21 protein-coding genes and 2 pseudogenes are annotated in these 17951 nt (G+C 58.4%); 16 read left to right on the forward strand and 7 right to left on the reverse strand.

The window, feature by feature from the left end:
- Positions 1-370: 370 nt before the first annotated feature.
- The gene (gene rpsU / locus WN72_RS04755) at positions 371-649 is read right to left on the reverse strand and encodes a 30S ribosomal protein S21 (RefSeq protein ID WP_014491574.1); all 279 of its coding nucleotides are present in this window, start codon (positions 647-649) and stop codon (positions 371-373) included.
- 449 nt (positions 650-1098) lie between these two features.
- On the opposite strand from rpsU, the gene WN72_RS04760 reads away from it, so the two are divergent.
- The 3 genes from WN72_RS04760 (at position 1099) to WN72_RS04770 (ending at position 1918) form a co-directional block, all read left to right on the forward strand.
- A complete protein-coding gene (locus WN72_RS04760) occupies positions 1099-1308 on the forward strand; it encodes a cold-shock protein (RefSeq protein ID WP_092218031.1) in 210 nt (69 codons plus the stop codon).
- Positions 1309-1404: 96 nt separating this feature from the next.
- Entirely contained in the window at positions 1405-1647 is a 243-nt protein-coding gene (locus WN72_RS04765; RefSeq protein WP_092218014.1) for a transcriptional regulator, read from the forward strand.
- 55 nt (positions 1648-1702) lie between these two features.
- Positions 1703-1918: a hypothetical protein gene (locus tag WN72_RS04770; RefSeq protein WP_092218015.1), complete on the forward strand. Its 216-nt coding sequence runs from the start codon at positions 1703-1705 to the stop codon at positions 1916-1918.
- A gap of 14 nt (positions 1919-1932) precedes the next feature.
- Here WN72_RS04770 and WN72_RS04775 read toward each other — a convergent pair whose 3' ends face one another.
- On the reverse strand, positions 1933-2115 hold the full coding sequence (locus WN72_RS04775) for a hypothetical protein (protein WP_092218032.1): 183 nt from the start codon (positions 2113-2115) through the stop codon (positions 1933-1935).
- Positions 2116-2419: 304 nt separating this feature from the next.
- Positions 2420-3358 (reverse strand): putative zinc-binding metallopeptidase, encoded by a 939-nt coding sequence (locus tag WN72_RS04780; protein ID WP_244553874.1) that lies wholly within the window; start codon positions 3356-3358, stop codon positions 2420-2422.
- A gap of 458 nt (positions 3359-3816) precedes the next feature.
- Here WN72_RS04780 and WN72_RS04785 point away from each other — a divergent pair, with 458 nt between their 5' ends.
- Complete coding sequence (locus WN72_RS04785) at positions 3817-4626, forward strand: transglutaminase-like domain-containing protein (protein WP_092218019.1); 810 nt, start codon at positions 3817-3819, stop codon at positions 4624-4626.
- 60 nt (positions 4627-4686) lie between these two features.
- Here WN72_RS04785 and WN72_RS04790 read toward each other — a convergent pair whose 3' ends face one another.
- From WN72_RS04790 to WN72_RS04800, 3 genes are all read right to left on the reverse strand, one after another.
- On the reverse strand, positions 4687-4926 hold the full coding sequence (locus tag WN72_RS04790; protein ID WP_014491582.1) for a DUF6894 family protein: 240 nt from the start codon (positions 4924-4926) through the stop codon (positions 4687-4689).
- 476 nt (positions 4927-5402) lie between these two features.
- Positions 5403-5639: a DUF6894 family protein gene (locus WN72_RS04795; RefSeq protein ID WP_092218020.1), complete on the reverse strand. Its 237-nt coding sequence runs from the start codon at positions 5637-5639 to the stop codon at positions 5403-5405.
- A gap of 259 nt (positions 5640-5898) precedes the next feature.
- Positions 5899-6099, reverse strand: coding sequence for a hypothetical protein (locus tag WN72_RS04800; RefSeq protein WP_014491584.1), 201 nt, complete (start codon positions 6097-6099; stop codon positions 5899-5901).
- Between the two features lie 384 nt (positions 6100-6483).
- Here WN72_RS04800 and WN72_RS04805 point away from each other — a divergent pair.
- From WN72_RS04805 to WN72_RS47695, 6 genes and pseudogenes are all read left to right on the forward strand, one after another.
- Positions 6484-7507, forward strand: a pseudogene (locus WN72_RS04805) (IS110 family RNA-guided transposase).
- 300 nt (positions 7508-7807) lie between these two features.
- Positions 7808-8158 carry a hypothetical protein gene (locus WN72_RS04810; RefSeq protein WP_143130806.1) on the forward strand — a complete coding sequence of 117 codons (351 nt, stop codon included), beginning with the start codon at positions 7808-7810 and terminating at the stop codon, positions 8156-8158.
- Between the two features lie 188 nt (positions 8159-8346).
- On the forward strand, positions 8347-8595 hold the full coding sequence (locus WN72_RS04815) for a DUF6894 family protein (RefSeq protein ID WP_092219510.1): 249 nt from the start codon (positions 8347-8349) through the stop codon (positions 8593-8595).
- A 148-nt stretch (positions 8596-8743) separates the two neighbouring features.
- Positions 8744-9460: a Crp/Fnr family transcriptional regulator gene (locus WN72_RS04820; protein ID WP_092219513.1), complete on the forward strand. Its 717-nt coding sequence runs from the start codon at positions 8744-8746 to the stop codon at positions 9458-9460.
- Between the two features lie 297 nt (positions 9461-9757).
- On the forward strand, positions 9758-10441 hold the full coding sequence (locus tag WN72_RS46575; RefSeq protein ID WP_430640404.1) for an IS5 family transposase: 684 nt from the start codon (positions 9758-9760) through the stop codon (positions 10439-10441).
- Entirely contained in the window at positions 10422-10520 is a 99-nt protein-coding gene (locus tag WN72_RS47695; RefSeq protein WP_244659486.1) for a hypothetical protein, read from the forward strand. The genes WN72_RS46575 and WN72_RS47695 overlap by 20 nt, the downstream gene beginning before the upstream one ends.
- On the opposite strand, the gene WN72_RS04830 is transcribed toward WN72_RS47695, so the two are convergent.
- Positions 10517-11776, reverse strand: coding sequence for a GAF domain-containing sensor histidine kinase (locus WN72_RS04830; RefSeq protein WP_092219515.1), 1260 nt, complete (start codon positions 11774-11776; stop codon positions 10517-10519). The genes WN72_RS47695 and WN72_RS04830 overlap by 4 nt on opposite strands.
- Before the next feature lie 91 nt (positions 11777-11867).
- Between WN72_RS04830 and WN72_RS04835 the strand changes: the two genes are divergently transcribed.
- From WN72_RS04835 to WN72_RS04870, 6 genes and pseudogenes are all read left to right on the forward strand, one after another.
- Entirely contained in the window at positions 11868-12263 is a 396-nt protein-coding gene (locus tag WN72_RS04835) for a response regulator (protein ID WP_092219517.1), read from the forward strand.
- A gap of 587 nt (positions 12264-12850) precedes the next feature.
- Positions 12851-13048 carry a hypothetical protein gene (locus WN72_RS04840; RefSeq protein ID WP_080669694.1) on the forward strand — a complete coding sequence of 66 codons (198 nt, stop codon included), beginning with the start codon at positions 12851-12853 and terminating at the stop codon, positions 13046-13048.
- Between the two features lie 1102 nt (positions 13049-14150).
- A pseudogene (istA, locus tag WN72_RS46585) lies at positions 14151-15392 on the forward strand (IS21 family transposase); the annotation flags it as partial.
- Positions 15322-16167, forward strand: a complete 846-nt coding sequence (gene istB / locus WN72_RS04860) for an IS21-like element helper ATPase IstB (protein ID WP_092219523.1) — start codon at positions 15322-15324, stop codon at positions 16165-16167. The pseudogene istA and the gene istB, both read left to right, overlap by 71 nt.
- A 53-nt stretch (positions 16168-16220) precedes the next feature.
- Positions 16221-16946, forward strand: coding sequence for a hypothetical protein (locus tag WN72_RS04865; protein ID WP_092219525.1), 726 nt, complete (start codon positions 16221-16223; stop codon positions 16944-16946).
- A 7-nt stretch (positions 16947-16953) separates the two neighbouring features.
- Positions 16954-17907, forward strand: coding sequence for a hypothetical protein (locus tag WN72_RS04870; RefSeq protein WP_143130807.1), 954 nt, complete (start codon positions 16954-16956; stop codon positions 17905-17907).
- Positions 17908-17951: the final 44 nt, after the last annotated feature.

The raw sequence follows: 17951 nt of genomic DNA on the forward strand, positions 1-17951 counted from the left end.
GTCGCAAGGAACCCGTAAGCGACTGAAGGCCAGTTAACGATCAATAGTTTTTCTTGAACGATCGACGCGGACGGCCCTGAACTCCGATGGTCCCTCGATCAAACGCTGCCTTCGCATCGCTTGATCATCGCCCTTCGCAGAATTGTCCGCCCTCTCGTCTATAACTTTGCCAGCCAGGTGAGCGGCACGCGCGCGTTGGGTCAGAATGCGATGATGATCACTCGTGCCCGTCTTCGTCATCTCGATCTCCTGGATTACAGACCGCGACTGAAATCTGGCAGCTACGCACCCCCGCTTTGCTGCGTCGAACTCGGCGCAACCACCATGGCAATTAATCTATGGCAATAACGTTCCTCTACGCGCATTCCCGTTACGCGCGCTCCTTGCCGGCGATCTGCGGCAAGGGAGGCTTGCGCTCGGGAAGCTTCTTTTTCGGGGGCGCCGGCAGCAAACCTTCCCTGATGGCCTGCTTCCGAGCGAGCTTACGGGCCCGGCGAATAGCCTCGGATTTTTCGCGCGTCTTTCTTTCGGAAGGCTTTTCGTATGAGCGCCGCTGCTTCATTTCGCGAAAGACACCCTCGCGTTGCATCTTCTTCTTCAGAACACGAAGGGCCTGGTCGACATTGTTGTCGCGAACAAGTACCTGCAATTGACATTCCTCGCTGGGCTGCGAATGCGCAAGTCCTGCATGCAGCCAATTGCGCAGGAGTCTCGTGGCGATTGCGATGATGGGAGTGACGGCGTCTTCTTCCGCCGGCCTCGAACAAGCCGGTCTATGCGTCACGGCAATCAAGTTCGGTAGAGCAACGTGACCACTGTCAGCCGCGCTGTCAATGGATAGAGCCGTTCCCACACGTCGTTTGGAGCCCTCGATCGCAAAGGAACGTTCGCCCACACGCGCTCGTGTAGCAGCGCTCTCGGAAACAATTTTGAGTGTTGCCTTGCAAAAAGCCGAAAATGATATATGTTAAAGAAATTCGATTAGCCGCTGTGCCTTGTTGAACGCGCCCGCGGGCTCCTTTTCCAAAGACATCGACGAAGTTGAAGTAATCGCGTGCTCGTCACGCGATGCGCGCTCGCGCGCTTTGGAGAATGAAAATGACGACAGGTACTGTTAAGTGGTTCAACGGCCAAAAAGGCTTTGGATTTATCCAGCCGACCGACGGCAGCAATGATGTGTTCGTTCACATCAGCGCGGTCGAACGGGCTGGCCTTGCGGGTCTCGCCGAGGGCCAAAAGGTTAACTTTGAGGCCAAGACCGACAAGATGCGCGGCAAAGTGAGCGCCGAAAACCTCTCGGTGGCTTGATTTGTTGACGCCGCTTTCACGGATGTACTGAAACGGCAGGCTGCCCGCTCGATCTTCGGATGGAGCGGGTTTTGTTTTTCATAATGCGGGTTGAGGATGATCGCCAGGAAATCGGCAGAGCCGTCGCCCGAAGGCATCGCGCCCTCGAACCGCAAGCGATTGGCTGCTGAAGACGGCGCGCGGGCATTGGCTGACGCGGAACGGCAGGCCATCGAGGTGCGAAAGAACATGGCGCGCCTCCGCGAGCTGCGTGAGGCCAAGGAAGTTGCCGACATCGCGTTTCGGGCATCGCTGCCTGCGCCCGCACCGACGAAGCGCAAAAACAGGTCGGCGCGATAGTCGAACTCGCGATCGCACGGCATCATCGTGAAACCGAATTGCACGGGCTGGGTGGATGCCTAGAGTCAAAGCAGACGGCGGGGGAACGATCACTTTCATGCTTGCGCTTGGCGCAGCACGGCAGATGTGCAGGCTTACAACGACGTTTCAGATCGACAAGCAGGCCTTCAGTTATCTTCACAAATATCGAAAAGAATTCGAGCATATAGCCCGTGCGCGGCTCGCCTCCGGCGAACTCGAAAACGGAATCGTCGTGCTCTCGATGCTCTAAATCGAGAGCGACGATTATGCCCGGGAGCCTTTCGGCTTGGCTTCACGCGCCAATCGGGCCGCCTTCAGACGCTCGTGATTATCGTGCAGGGATTGCTGATCTTTCGCGTAATCGGTCATTGGTTTTTCTGTTCGCACCAATTTGAACGCGTTGTTCGCCTCCCGCAGATGCCGGGCAGCCTTCGCTTCGTTTTTCATCATTTTGATCTCCAGGAATTGAATCAGCGCCGGTCTGGGGCTCGGATATTCGCCATGACAGCCCAAGCGATATTTGCCGGGAGCAGCGTGAACGCTCCGCTTTGCGCCAAACTTTCGCGAGGTCTCAGCGCGTTGTCGAACAACGGCAAGCGGACGCTGCCTATAGTTATCAACGCTTTCGCGGGACGCATGTTCCCGAGGGGCGAGCCGAAGCCCACGCCGCCGCTCGTCTGCCAGACGTTCAGCTAAAATCGCAACCAGTGTGGCGCCGCTCACGAGCTAAGCGCTTCCACCAGAACTCAGGTTAGCACATCATCGGCGTTGTGTGCGCGTTTCCTTGCCGATTCCTGAAGGCGGTAATCGCCATATGCACCAAGTGCAGTTTGCCCTCGACTGCGGGTGAAATGTCGAACGGGTACGCGTCGGCAAGACCAAGTGAGCGGTTGAGGCGGTTGATCGTCAGAGCGAGCGGGGTCCACAACTCAAGGAGCGCACCGAAATCGCTTTCCAGATACGGGTCATTCAGCGTGTGCTTTCCGCGCGCGTCCAACGACAACGGAAGTCCTGCCAGGGAATCCAGGGTCGAGACGATGTGCAGGAAGTGAGCGAAAGTCTCTGCCCAATCCTCCCAGGGATGAGACGTCGCATACATGCTAATGTGACTCGCCGGATCGCAAGACCAATCCTGACGGGCATAATAATAGGCAAGCGCTGCCTGGTAGTTCTCTGTCTCGTCGCCAAACACCAGCCGAAACGGCGCTCGAAAACCCGCTTCGTGGATCAGGGCATTCCAGTAAAAGTGCCCTATCTCGTGTCGAAAGTGACCAAGCAGGGTGCGATAGGGTTCGCGAAAGGAAACACGCCTGATCTCGCGTTGTACGTCATCGGCCTCCGCAAGGTTGAGCGTTATCAGGCCGGATTCGTGACCGGTCAGGACCGGCCCATGCTCGTCCGAGAGAATCTCGAATGCCAGGCGAAATCCACCCGCGAACGCGATCGGCACGCGAAGCCGTCTCAGGTCGTAGATCAGCCTGCGCTTGGCTTCCTCCACGCGCTTCCAAAGGGCTACGTTACGGGGATTCTGTGTGGCGGGAATGACATGGGTCAGGGAGCAGGACATGCAGTAGGAAGTCGTGGAACCCGCGCACCAGTTGCAACCGATGATATTCCGATTGACGCATTCAAGGGCACTTTCCGCACCGATCATCGCCATATTCTCGGGATCGAAGATCAACGGCTGCATGCAGCCGTTGCATTTGGAGAGCTCGAAGGCCGATAGTTGCCCGCAATGAGGACATTTGAAATCTCTCATGAGGGCGCACGACCATTGAGGGTGTCGATCAACGCACGTTGCTTCTTCAACGCGCGCTTCCTCAGAATATCAGTATCAACCTCGCTCACGGTTCGACGCGCGCCCTGGTAAGAGGCCTTCTCAGATACAGGCCGCGCCCCCCAGTCTGGCGTGGGTTGAATGGACATGGGCGTGACTCCGGATCGCATTTTCATCTTCAACAAAGCCTTCAGTCTGAAACGGGTTCCGGTCAGGCGCTGGGCGGATGTTCTCCACTCAATCGAGCATACGGCTGGCGGTCGGGACAGCGATGGCATACTGTTCACACCCGAGCGCTCGCAGCCGTCATCGGTGACGATGCCCAAATGGGGGTTCGTAACGATCGCAATCATCTCTTTGGAGCTACTTCCATGAAGATCCGCGTCGGCTTCGAGATGATCTACGACTTTCCGCAACCGACCCCTCTTATCGCAGTTGTCGGCACTCACTTCACACGGGCATCCGACATTGTCCTGCCCGATCATCTTGTCAGCGAGCCGTCGGTGCCGATCACGCCCTACCGCGACGGTTTCGGGAATTGGTGCAGTCGTCTTGTCGCGCCAGCCGGCCGCATGCGCCTCTCAGCGGACGGCACAGTCCGAGACAGCGGTCTACCCGACGTGATCGTACCATCGGCCCAACAGCACGCAGTGGAAGATCTTCCGTCGGACACCATCGTATATTTGCTCGGCAGTCGGTATGTCGAGACTGACCGACTTACCGACGTGGCGTGGAAGTTGTTCGAGAAGACCGCGCCCGGTTGGGCACGGGTCAAGGCGATCTGCGACTTCGTGCATAACCACATTGCTTTCGGCTACGAGCACGCCCGCCCGACCAAGACCGCCTGGGAAGTGTTCAACGAAGGCAAAGGCGTTTGCCGGGACTATGCACATCTGGCTATTGCGTTCTGCCGCTGCATGAACATTCCTGCGCGCTACTGCACCGGCTATCTCGGTGACATCGGCATGGCGCCTCCATATGCCGCCGGCGATATCGCGGGCTGGTGCGAAGCCTATATCGGTGGTCGCTGGTACACGTTCGATCCACGTAACAACATTCCGCGGATTGGTCGCGTCCTGATCGCGCAGGGCCGCGATGCCGCCGACGTTCCGATCACCCAGACATTCGGACCCAACACGTTGCTAAGTTTCAAGGTTTGGGCCGACGAACTCACCGGCTGATCGCAAAAGGGCTGCAATGCGACGGTCCATATCAAATCCCCGGAACCGCGAAAGACAGAACTATTGCCCGGCCTTATTCGCTTCGAAGGTCAACGCGGCTTGAAATACGTGCCCGGCTTCCGTTCGAACCTCGATAGCAACGTCCGGCCGGTTTTCCTCACCGGCCAAATCGCGGGCCAGTCCCGCCAATGTGTGAGCCGCCTCCATCTCAGCCTCACGTTGCGTTGAAAACTCTATTCCGTCTTCATCCGGGTACAGTTCCCGATCGTCTCTGATATCGAAGAAATATCGGATCATCATGAGCGCCTGTTGGAAAGATGTCTGCGCCAGCGCGAGAGGTCCGCAAGCCGATCCAGGATTCGAATTACATTGGCGGCTGAAGTCCCGGAGAACTGAGCCACCTGTTCACCTCCAGGGCAACATCGATCTGCCGGGCCTTCTGAAGTAGTTCGGCGCGCCGGACGCAAACAGGCATCTCTTGAGCCTGCTGGCGCAAATTGATCGCCTCTTGAGTGAGACGGTATTCGAATGTCGAAGATTGAGACTCGCTACGAACCTGCACGGCTTTCTCCCTTGAATGGGCGGGAGCGCGACAGGCGTTCTCATCACCGATGGTTGCCTCGGGTGGGGCGGTGACGACCTTGATATATGTGCTCGAAGGCGCTCCGACCAGACATGATTGAAGAAATGTTTTTGGACAGCTCACGGCTAGTCGAGTACTCCAACTGGAGCCGGAGACCCGGTCGAGATGGAGGCGTCTGTTTTCACAGGCAGCCTCAATGTTTCGTGCTCTCACTTTGATAGACGATCGATACGCAGAAAAGCCGTTCAGTCATCGAGCGCACTTCAACCGCCAAATCTGGACGACTGCCTTTGAACACGGACTCTCTGGCGATCCCCGTCAGCGTTTGCATCGCTTCGACTTCAGCAGCCTTCTGATTGGGCAGTCGTAGTCCTTCCTCGTCGGCGAAAAACTCGCGGCCACTCTGGATGTCAAAGAAATAGCGTTCCATAAGAGCACTCCACTTCCGTGCAGGCGGGAGCGCTCTCGGTCTCTCAGTCACCGACGCCTACGGGACAAGCCTCGGCCGGTGATCGGAAGACAATACGCCAGCTCTAACATGGTTGCCAGAGATTCCGGGGCCAGCCGGGTCTAAGCAGCGGCAACTTGGACAGGCTGCCTCCGTAAGCGCCTCAGAATCGAATTCGAGCCATCGGGCATCGACCACCATCACCTGACTTGGTCAACGGATTGTTCCGACGACAAGACTATCAGACCGGTAGCTGCAATTCCGGCGAATGCGCCCATTCATCCAGGTGGCAGGCGACATCGGCCTGACGGGCCTTCTTGATCAGCGCATCCCTTTCTGGTCCCGGCGGGAGCTTGGCGGCCTGGTCAAGAACTTCTTTGGACCACGCTGTTAGTCGCTCCTGCAACGTGAGTTGTTGTTTGAAACGACGTCGCTTCTGCATGGCGTTCATCTCCAAGTTGATGGCGACAACCGGCGATCTGCTCTCCGGGCAAAGCCGCGGGCTCACGGTGAACATAACGCTACAAAGCAGACAGGTTCAAACCAAAACAAAGATCAATGTGACGGAAAAAATCTGGCGCAGGCCGCACACAGCAGCTCTCCGTTCTAATGCATCCAGATTCGGCTGGCCGACAGGCCAATACAGAGAGCTTCTTGGTGTCTTGAGCTACTTACTCAATCTACTCTATCTACCAGCAGGAGCGACCTAGATGCGGTAATGGGCCCTGCTCCGAGCAAGGGTCATGATGGTGGCTGTCCCCCGATAGATGATCAAACGGGGTCACGACTTGAGTCGGCCCCAAGCATCTGGAGACGGAGGACAGCCGTGGAGAATTATGCCGGAATCGACGTTTCATTGGAACTGTCGAGCGTGTGCGTTGTGGATGCACAGGGTAAAATCCTAAAGGAGGCGAAGGTCGCCAGCGAACCCGACGCCTTAGTCGAATTTTTTGAGACGCTCGGCTTTGCAGTGAAGCGGATCGGGCTGGAGGCAGGGCCGCTGTCGCAATGGCTGCATGCGGGCCTGAAAAGTGCAGGATTCGAAACGGTTCTGCTGGAAACGCGGCACGTGAAGGCCGCACTGTCGGCGATGACGGTCAAGACGGATCCCCGCGGGATCGCCCAGTTGATCCGGATGGGATGGTTTCGGCCGGTACACGCAAAGTCGGTCGATGCGCAGGAGATCCGGGCCCTCCTGATCGCACGCAAACAGCTTCTCGGGCGGCTCATCGATGTAGAATTAGGTATCCGAGGAATTTTGCGCGGCTTCGGGCTGAAGGTTGGCCCGGTGACGCGGAGGAATTTCGAAGCGCGGATCCGAGAGTTGGTTGCGGGTCAGGCGACGTTGGAGCGCGTTGCCAGTGCGATGCTTTCGGCAAGATCGGCCTTGAAGGCAGTATGGAAAGCTGCACAAGGCTGTGCTGGCAATTGTGCGTGACGACGTAGTCTGCCGCCGGCTTATGACAGTGCCAGGCGTTGGTCCCTTGGTGGCCATTACTTACAAATCGGCGATTGATGACCCTCATCGCATCGCGAAATCAAAGGCAGCAGGTGCGCTGTTCGGGCTTACGCCAAAGAAATACCAATCGGGAGAAAAGGACGTCACAGGCGGGATCACGTTGGCCGGCGACGAGACGGTGCGCACGGTGTTGTATGAAGCCGCCAACGTTCTGCTATCGCGCATCACGCGGTTCTCAAAACTGAAGCGCTGGGGAATGGACATCGCCAAGCGGCGTGGCTCGAAGCGCGCAAAAGTCGCCCTGGCACGCAAGCTCGCAGTGATCCTGCATCGGATCTGGGTCGACGGCACAACTTATCGATGGACTGACGTCGGCTCGATCGCAGCATAGAAGACGTGGAGGAGATCAAGAACGCAACCGGGATAATCTGAATCCCGGTGCCCGAAGTCCCGTCGCCGGGACGGTGGATCCGGTGAAGCCGTTACACGGCCAGTGGTCGTCATCTGACGAACCACGCGCATCTAGATAGGCTCACCGCTCCCTCTGACAGCATGATGTGGCGGCCAGGCGTTGACCACGGACAGAAGCATGAGCTCGGCGGCGTGACGTTCACTCGGGAGGCTTGACATCATCGGGCCCATTACAGAAGGCCGTGTACCCATAAACCCGGCGACGTGAGGTGACTAAGCAATGTCTGCTTTGGTCCGAGCGCTCGCGCAGACAGCCAACAGTGGCTGTCTCCAGTTCCATAGATTGGGCAGCCGTGCCCGCACACGGAAAGCTGCGGAGGAGCAGGCGCTATTTCTGAATCTCGGCGCCGCATTGGCCGAAGGAGGCTTCGCTATGCCCCATCCCAAGGACATAGACCGCAGCCACAGTCGAGCAATTATGAAAGTGATTGGCCAGCAACTGCGTGCGTCGCTGAAGCTTGAGCCGGACCAACCGGAAAGCTTTAGAGGCCAAATCGAACGGCTGCGGGAATTGGAGGAGCGGTCACCAGCAATTGTTCCCGCTGACGAGGATGGGCGACAATGCGGCTGAGGTCGGCTCTGTTTGAGTGGCTGCCGGCGCGACGGACACCGAAATTACGTGTTTCATGAAGCCGGGGTAAGCTGGAAATTTACTTGCGCTAATGCAGACCAGCCAAAGCGGTGACAGAATGGCTGTGCTGATTTTGGAACCTTGGATGACCATCGTTAGAGGCCGATCCAATCTGCGACGGAGCCAGCATGCCGCGCTACTTCTTCCATATCTCTGATAGCTCTTCGCTGGATGATGCCGGCACTGAGCTCCCCGACATTGCAGCCGCACAAGCTGAAGCCCTGCAAATGAGTGGCCAAATCATCAAACAAGGCTCAATGGGAAATCTGTGGAAGGACATTCCGTGGGCGATGAAGGTAACCGACGGTCCATTACCACACGGCCGGACGCTCTTCGTTCTGCGGTTTGCCGCATTTCAATCTGAGCCTCCCTCCTAAGGGCGTGGTTTGCTGCCGAGAATGCTAACAGCTCCGAGGTCATGTTTCCCCCGGAGTTTTGTGTTAGCGTATCAGCATTGCTGGCGTTAATGCAGGGTAGCTGGCAACTGAGAGTGTTGTGCTCCCGCCCCAGAACTCGGGTGCTGCAATGCCAAGCAAAATATTGATCAAACGGCTGCAAGCCGTTGTTGGACTCTCCGACGAGGACCGGACCAAGCTCGCGAACATGCCCCATACGGTGAAGGAATTCACTGACGGCGAGTACATCGTGCGTGAAGGAGACAGAGCGTCCCGGTGCGCCATCGTGATGAGCGGGTTTGTGTTTCGTCAGAAGGTCGTCGGCACCCGAGCCCAGATCCTGTCGATCGACCTGGCTGGCGATATGCCCGATCTGCACACTTTGCAGCTACCCGTCATGGACCACAATATTTGCAGTGCGGGTCCATCGACCGTTGGCTTTGTGCCGCACACCTATCTCAATGATATCCTGAGTAGCTCTCCCGGACTGGTTCACGCGCTCTGGCGCGAGACCCTTGTCGATGCCGCGATTTACCGCGAATGGATTGCAGGCCTTGCCCGCGACGCGCGCTCACGAGTGGGGCACCTCATCTGCGAGCTTGCGGCGCGACTCGAAGTCGTCGGATTGCTGGAGAACGCCAGCTTTTATCTTCCATTCACCCAGCAGAACATCGCGGATGCCTGCGGTTTGTCCGTCGTGCACATCAATCGGACTATACAGGAGCTAAGACAACTCCGACTCATTGAGTGGGAGAGGCGCACGTTGACGCTGCTCCGACGGAAGGAGCTGGAGGAGCTGGCGGACTTCACGCCAGAGTATCTCCATCTCAGGGATGAAAAACTTTGACAGCCCAAACCTGCGCAATTAGGGGTATTGAACCTTGAACTGAAGCCCTTCCGAGCACATGCGTACTATGCGGCTCGACGCGAGACACGTCTGGACGACACGGCGTTCGGCCCCTACAGGCCCCCGAACGCTAACAGCATAACGAGTCAGCTCTGGGTCATTTTCGACGCATTTGGCAGGGATTGAGGACTGGTTGATGTCCGCTCCTGTCCGTAAGCGCCGTACCAAGAGCGGGCCAGGAGAGTTGCGTTTGGCCGGACTGCCGTGATTCAAGGTCCCGAACTGGGGACTCGAATCATGCGCTACGAACTCGCCGACCATGAATGGACCGCCATCAAGCCGATGCTGCCGAACAAGCCGCGTGGCGTTCCTCGGGTGAACGACAGTCGGGTCCTGAATGGCATCTTCTGGGTCCTCCGATCAGGAGCACCCTGGCGTGATCTGCCGACGGCGTTTGGCCCATACACCACTTGCTACAACCGTTTCGTTAGGTGGCGGCGGGCCAATGTTTGGGGCCGCATCATAGAAGCGCTTGCCACTGCCCATGATGCCGCTGTCCAAACGATCGACACCTCCATTGTCCGCGTGCATCAGCATGAAGCCTGCATCACAAGGAACCAGCGCCATTCGATGGGAAGGTCCCGCGGCGGCTTGACGAGCAAAATCCATACGGTGGTCGATGGCAATGGTCTGCCGGTATGGCCGGCGCTGAGCCCGGGTGAGGCCCATGACGTTCAACTCGCCGGAAAACTGCTGTCTCGTCTGAAATCCGGGTCGATGCTGCTTGCTGACCGTGGGTATGATGCGGACTGGGATCAGGGAGCTTGCCATGAAGAAGGGCGCGTGGGCCAACATCCCGCCGAAAAGAAATCGCAGCGATCCGATTTGCTTCAGCCCTTATCTCTATCGTGCTCGCAACCAGGTCGAGCGGTTCTTCAACAGGATCAAACAATGTCGTCGGGTGGCGACGCGCTACGATAGGCTCGCCGCCAACTACCTCGCATTCATTCAACTCGCGTCAATCCGGCTATGGCTGCGCCTCAATGAGTCCGCGTCCTAAGTCGTTGCAGGCATGCTGAACTCAAAAATTGTCTCTTTGCCGCTCGAGACGACCTTAAGCGTCCCGTCATGGGCTCGCGCAATCTCGGATGCGATGTAGAGGCCGAGACCTAAACCTTGCTGGCTGGGACGGTCGCCGCGGGTGTAAGGCAGAAACAGGCTTTGCATCGCCTTGTCCGAGATCGGCGTACCGTAGTTTGTCACCCTGAGGGTAAATCTTCCATCGCTCGTCCTTGCCGAAACAATGATTGGCTTGTCGATGTCGCCATAGGTGACCGCATTCCCGAGTAAATTGGAGAACAATTGGCTGATCTTGATGCGATCGCATCGAACCGGCTCGTTTAGGGCAATATCGGTCTCGATGTTAAGGCTTGGCCACGCCAGACGCATTTCGTTGATGACGTGTTCGATCACGGGGGTCAGTGGCTCGTTTGCGTCGGGCCTGATCGTCAATCCACCGCCGAGGCGGCCGCGGGCAAAATCCATGATGTTGTCCACCAGACCCGCCATTCGCATCACGGATTTCTGGATTGATGCGACGATGTCGGGCGCTCGCTCGCTATTCGCATTCTTGAGGAGAACACGCATGCCGCCGGCTATTGACGCCAGCGGATTGCGGAGGTCGTGTCCCAGCACGCCGATAAATTGCTCGCGCAGCTCCGACGTCTTCCGTTCGTCAAGAAGATCGGCTCGGGTGCTTTTCAGGTCCGCTTCGGCAGACTGCCGCCCCACCTCACTGGCCAGCAGGCTTTCTGATCTCTTGGCAAGGTCGGCCTGAGATTGCTCGAAGCGCTCGTTGAGATCCAAATGCGCAGCGATCAATTCCCCAAAAAGCCGCAAGCTTTCGACGATCTCAGCTCGATTTAACTCATGCGGTCGCGGATCGATCGCGCAGAGCGTGCCCCAGATGTCTCCGTTCGCACGCTTGATCGGAGCTGAGATGTAGCTCCTGAAGCCATACATGCGTGGCGTCGGGTGATTGCAAAATCTGGAATCCGTCTCGACGTCATCGATGACAACCAGTTCGCCGTGACCGCGAATTTCATTGCAGATCGTCGTTTCGACGTGAAGCTCGCTCCCTTCCACGAGGCCGAAATCTATGCTGTCGCGAACAGCACAGCACAACCAGCGATCGCTGGTCACCCTGGCGACCGCTACGAAGCCCATGCCCGTTAAGCGGGTTACGGCATCCAAAATTTTCGGAACAGCATTGATTTGCTGAACGGCGGTGATTTCGCCGCTAAGTTCGGTTATCATTGAACTATACTCAGGGGAGCATCTGGGTTCCTGACCCCAACTCTGGAAGAGATAGAATGTTCTCGGAACAACGCCAGGCGGGAGCCGTTGCGTGTTGACCTCTAGAGTAAAGTACCCCTATTCGGTGGCTCACAAATTTGTTGTTTTGATAGTCGAGGACGAGTTCCTCATTCGTCTGAATGCGGCTGAGATGGTACGCGAGCTGGGCTACGAGGTCATAGAGGCCGCCGATGCGGATCACGCAATCGAGCTCCTGGAGAACACCGCCGATATAGCGATCGTATTTACCGATATCCAGATGCCCGGCTCGATGGATGGCCTGGGACTTCTAGCCACCGTTCGCGACCGTTGGCCTCCGATCGCACTGCTGGTCACTTCGGGCCAGGTAGAACCTGCCGTCGAGGATCTTCCCGCCGGAGCCCGCTTCCTGGCCAAGCCCTATGTGCAGAGGCAGCTCGGCCAGCATCTCCATGCTCTCACCGGATGATGGCCAGCCGCCCGTCCCCTGTGTTTTGATTTCGATGCGGGCCTGCGAAGGTTTGGAAAATGGTCAATCATGCAGCGTGCTTAAAGCGTCTATCTGGGTCAGAAGGACAGCTTACACTCTTGCCTTGGCGGGAGTTCCCAATGCCTGGCGAAATTGGCTTCCGCATAGGCGTGACCATACTCGGGACTATCCCGGTCGTGTTGGTGATCGCCGCCGTTTTTTGGAAGTGAACCGCCCGCTTCGGAGACGCAATCGACTGCCAATCTACTTTCGGCAGCAATGGACCAAGATTGATCTGGCTCGGTGGTAAGAAGACTGGTATAGGATTGGTATCACCGCGCGCTTCGTGGCTGTTATCGGTGACTGAGAGCTTTGCGCTCCCGCCTCAACCCAGTGAAGGCGGTAAGATGTCAAAATCCGACAAATTCGAAATCCGTGAGTGGCTTGTGCCGCCGCTATTGGTGCCGGTCTTCCTCGCACTGCTGATCGCGGTTGTGGCTATTCTGTAGCTGCAAGCGGTTCAGCAACCATGCGTTCAAAATGCAAATCGAATGCCTGGAGCAAGTTTGGGCCAATGGGAGCCGATAATGGCAAACACCGCAATCATCAGGGATGCCTACGGCGTTCCGGCAATTTTCGTTGGCTCGAAAACAGGCCGGGACGATGCGCCTTTTGTTTTCGTGAGCGTCGGGGGTGAGGAGCGCCGGATGCGCTGCTCTGAGTGGGATGCTCTTCCAATCTGGACCGGCCAGCGTCCTTCTTGGGTCAACAAAGGTGGATCATGACGGGACCTTCGGTGTGAGCAGAACTCGATCCGGTATGCGGACGGCGGCGCTCCTGCTCGCGTCGGGATTAAGCACATCTGCGTTAGCCGCTTCCGTAGCGGAACCGAATTGCAGCGCGATCGAGAGCACCAGTGCCCGGCTCTCCTGTTACGATGCGGCGTTTCCGCCAAAGGCCAAGAAGCCCGCCGAAACCAATAGTGCCCCATCGTCAGGGTACAAGGACCCATTCGTTGCGGAAGAGGCTCGAACCGCCGCAAAGCTGAAGAACATTTGCCGCGGTTGCTGAGCTTCGCCGACCGAGCGGGCGTATCCGATCATGTACGCTCCTATTTGAGGGTTCAATTTGATGACGAACGAGGATGCAAGAGGTCGTCGGACGGGCCGCCAACGAAGGCGAGCCCTTCGTTTGGCGGGTGCGGTGTTGGATGACAGGGCCGACAGCTCCGCGAGTTCGCAGGAGCACCAGATGCGCAAGCAGCGTCTTCTCGACGGGCCCGCGGAGTTTCGGGAAGTTCGAGTCGATCGTTCAGAGAAGACTTCAAGCGACGCTGATTGATCAGCGTTTCTCGCTGCCTACGTGTTGTTTCGTCGCAGAGCGATGACGGTGCATGGAACATCAGGGTATTGAGTATACGGTGGTTCAAACGATCAATCCACCTGGCTGGAAATGGTCGTTTGAGCGAGCCGGTCGGTCATCGAAAACAGGCATCGGCTTCAATCGAGCAGAGGCTATCATCGCAGCTCAACGTGCCATCATCCAATGGCTCAGGGAAAAGCAGCTTCGATCAAATACGCTCGGTCTGCGACCTACCGATTCTTGAATTATCTTTGACCTCGGGCGTTGCCACTCGATGCCGATGAACCTTAGGGCGACACGTCGGGACTAACCTTTGTCGGGATTTTACTGTCACCCTCCCGGGGCTGGTGATCCGCCGCCTGCGCTTTATTTAAGCGGGCGGCGTTTTTTGTTCCCTTTGTCCCAAGCGATGACTCTCTGACAGATGGTTGGGTTTGCTATCGGCGCATCGCCATATATTGGGCTGCCGGGGCGCCTCCGTCGGCACAAGGCTGACGTCGCTCGTATCGTCGTCGTTCAAGGTAAGCCAGGCCGTGGAGCAAAGAACGCGAGCAATAGACCGCGGCGGCCTATGTCCCGCTGAGCTTTGCACCAGGAGAAGCCTATCAGTTCGACTGGAGCCACGAGGTGGTCCTGTTGAGCGGCACCACGGTGATGGTGAAGGCCGCCCACGTCCGGCTCTGCCACAGCCGCATGCTGTTCGTGCGGGCCTATCCGCGGGAGACGCAGGAGATGGTGTTCGACGCCCACCGCCCTGTTCAAAGGCACCTGCACCCGCGGCATCTACGACTACATGAAGACCGCCGTAGAGACTATCTTGGTTGTAAAGGGCGTCTCTACAATCGCCGCTTCCTGCAGATGTGCAGCCACTATCTGGTCGATCCGGTCGCCTGCACGCCGGCGTCGGGCTGGGAGAAGGGACAGGTCGAGAACCAAGGTCGGGCTGGTCAGGGAACGCTTCTTCACGCCGCGGCTGCGGTTCAAAAACCTCGACGAGTTAAACGCTTGGCTGCCCGACAAATGCATCAGCTACGCCAAAGCTCATCGCCATCCGGAGCTGGTCGATCAGACGATCTCGGACGTGTTCGAAGCCGAACGCCCCAAACTCGTTCCCTATGCCGGCCGCTTCGACGGCTTCCACGCGGTGACGGCGTCTGTCTCGAAGACCTGTCTGGTGCGCTTCGACAATAACAAGTACTCGGTCGCAGCCAGCGCAGTCGGACGACCGGTCGAGGTTCAAGCCTATGCCGATCGTATCGAGATCCGTCAGGATGGACGCATCGTTGCCGAGCACCCGCGATCCTATGGCCGGGGCGAGACCGTCTACTACCCCTGGCATTATGTGCCGGTGCTGGCCCGCAAACCCGGCGCCTTGCGCAACGGTTCTCCCTTCAAAGACTGGGTGCTGCCAGCCGCGATTGAGCGGATCCGACGCAAGCTTGCCAGCACCGATGATGGCAATCGGCATAGTCGACATCCTCAACGCGGTGCTGACTGACGGTCTGCCCGCGGTGGAAGCGGCCTGTGCCGAAGCGCTCAGTCACAGCGTCCATTTCGCCGATGTCGTTCTCAATATCCTGGCCCGTCAACGTGAACCCGCTCCACCGGCCAACATCATGACGCCGGCGGCACTGACGCTCCGTCATGCGCCGATCGCCGATTGTGCCTGCTACGACAACCTCCGGAGAACCAACTGATGAAACGAACCCAAATCTTCGATCTTATGGGCGAACTCAAGCTCTACGGCATGAAGGCCGCCTTCGATGAGATCATGGCGACTGCGGTCAAGCGCCAGCACGAGCCTCAGCGCATTGTCGGCGACCTCCTCAACGCCGAGATCAACGAGAAGCAGGCCCGCTCGATCAAATACCAGCTCACCATTGCAAAGTTGCCGCTTGCAAAGGACATCGCTGACTTCCAGTTCGATGGCACGCCGATCAATCAGACTCTCGTCAATGATCTCGCTGGCGGCGGCTTCATCGCCCAACAACGCAACGTCGTGCTGGTTGGCGGCACCGGCACAGGCAAAACCCACCTGGCCATTGCCATCGCCAGAAGCTGCATCCGATCCGGTGCCCGCGGCCGCTTCTTCAACGTCGTCGACCTCGTCAATCGCCTCGAGACCGAGACCCGCAACGGACGGCAAGGACGGCTTGCCGAGCATCTGACCCGAATGGACTTCATCGTCCTGGACGAACTCGGCTATCTGCCTTTTGCCCAGTCCGGTGGCCAGCTCCTCTTCCACCTCATCAGCCGGCTCTATGAGCGCGCGTCCGTCATCGTAACCACCAATCTCGCCTTCGGCGAATGGCTGAGAGTGTTCGGCGACGCCAAAATGACCACCGCGCTGCTCGACCGATTGACCCATCACTGCGACATTGTCAAGACCGGCAACGATAGCTGGCGATTCAAGAGCCGGGACGACGATCACGCCACACGCGCTCGTCTCGCCTCCGCTATCCCGGCCAGCTCCGACGAGACGAGCGCTACCAGCAAAACCCGCCGCACGAAGGGCGCATTGCCTCACCCAGAATGTTACTGACAACTCCTCGCCGATGATTGGGTCGGTGCCATCGAATTGGTTCGGTGGCGTCTATGGCGGGAAAGATCAGCATGGGCGCGCGGCGCGAGGTGGTGTCGGCGGTAACGGAGCGTTACCGGTCGGCCAAACGAGCGGAGAAGAGACGGATCCTCGATGAGCTGTGCGCAACGACTGGCTGGCATCGCAAGCACGCGGTGCGCGCGCTCCGGCGACGCGAGGCGGCTGGACCGGGCAAAGTCGAGGCAACAAGAAAGCGAAGACGCAGATATGGCGCGACGATCAAGGACGCGCTGACGGCGCTGTGGGAGGCGTCGGATCGGGTGTGCGGCAAGCGGCTCAAGGTGATGATCCCGACCTTGCTGCCTGCCCTTGAGCAACATGGCCGATTGCCGCTTGGCCAGTCGGACCGTGATCATGTTCTGGCTATCAGCGCCGCAACCATCGATCGCCTGCTCGTCGATGTGAAGATCGCGGCGAGCGGCGGCAGGCGACGCCGTGCCGGATTCTATTCGGCAATCCGGCGCGAGGTCCCGATCCGCACGTTCAACGACTGGAACAGCCCGGTGCCCGGCTTCTGCGAGGTCGACATGGTCGCCCACGGCGGCACATCGGTGGCTGGCTCGTTCATCCAAACCCTCACAATGGTCGATGTCGCCACCGGCTGGACGGAGTGCCTGCCGTTGCTGACGCGGGAAGGTTCGCTCCGTCGTCGAGGCCATCAACCGCGCACAGAGCCTGTTTCCCTGGCTGTTGCGCGGCGTGGACTTCGACAACGATAGCGCCTTCATGAACGATGTCGTCGTGCCATGGTGTCGCGAACAGAAGCTCGAAGTCACTCGCTCGCGCGCCTATAAGAAGAACGATCAGGCGTTTGTCGAGCAGAAGAATGGTGCGGTCGTCCGCGGCCTCATGGGCTATGGCCGCTTCGATGGCGTCGAGACGGTGCGTATGATGGGCCGCCTCTATGCGGCGGCGCGGCTTTACGTCAACTTCTTCCAGCCGTCGTTCAAGCTGAAGGAGAAGCGTCGCGAAGGGGCTAAAGTGATCAAGCGCTATCATCTCCCATCGACGCCCTATGAGCGTGCCTTGGCGCATCCCAAGGTGACCGCGGCCGTGAAGAAACGGTTACGCGATCAGTATCGCTCGCTCGATCCGGTCGAGTTGTTGGCGGAGATTCGCGCGACCCAAGAGGAATTAGGCAATCGCGTCAATCGTCGTGCCGGACAGGCGCGCGGCCCGCAACCCGCTCACACTAGCATCCTGGCAGCGACCGCGGCGACCTTCGCGAAAACGCTTGGCAAGACTGCGACGGCCGGCGAGCCGCGTGCCACGCACCGGCGAACTCGTCGGCCCTATAAGACCAGAGTTCGCATGCCGTCCAAACTCGACCCGCATATTGCCGCGATCGAAGCGTGGCTCGCAGAGCAGCCGCAGCTGACGGCGCTCGCAATTGTCGGCCGGCTGCGCGAGAAATACCCCGAGGAGTTCGGAAAGAGACAGCATTCGATTGTGCAACGTCTGCTGAGGGCGCTCAGACGGAGGGCTGCCGAACGGTTGGTCGCCCAGGGCCCGCTCGATGACGCCACGACCGCTGCCCCATTGCCCGGGGTTGTGGACGGCTCGGGCTATGTAGGGCCCGACCCGACCACAGCCCCTCTCGTCGAGCAAGGCGGGAAAGCCATCTGGCGCGACCGATCAATCGACATCGGATCGTCATCGGCAATGGCGCCATCACGGTAACATTCGCAGATGCGGCAATACGGGGGTCAATATTGCAAGCCGAT

Source organism: Bradyrhizobium arachidis (genome assembly GCF_015291705.1).
In the GTDB taxonomy this organism is placed as follows: domain Bacteria; phylum Pseudomonadota; class Alphaproteobacteria; order Rhizobiales; family Xanthobacteraceae; genus Bradyrhizobium; species Bradyrhizobium arachidis.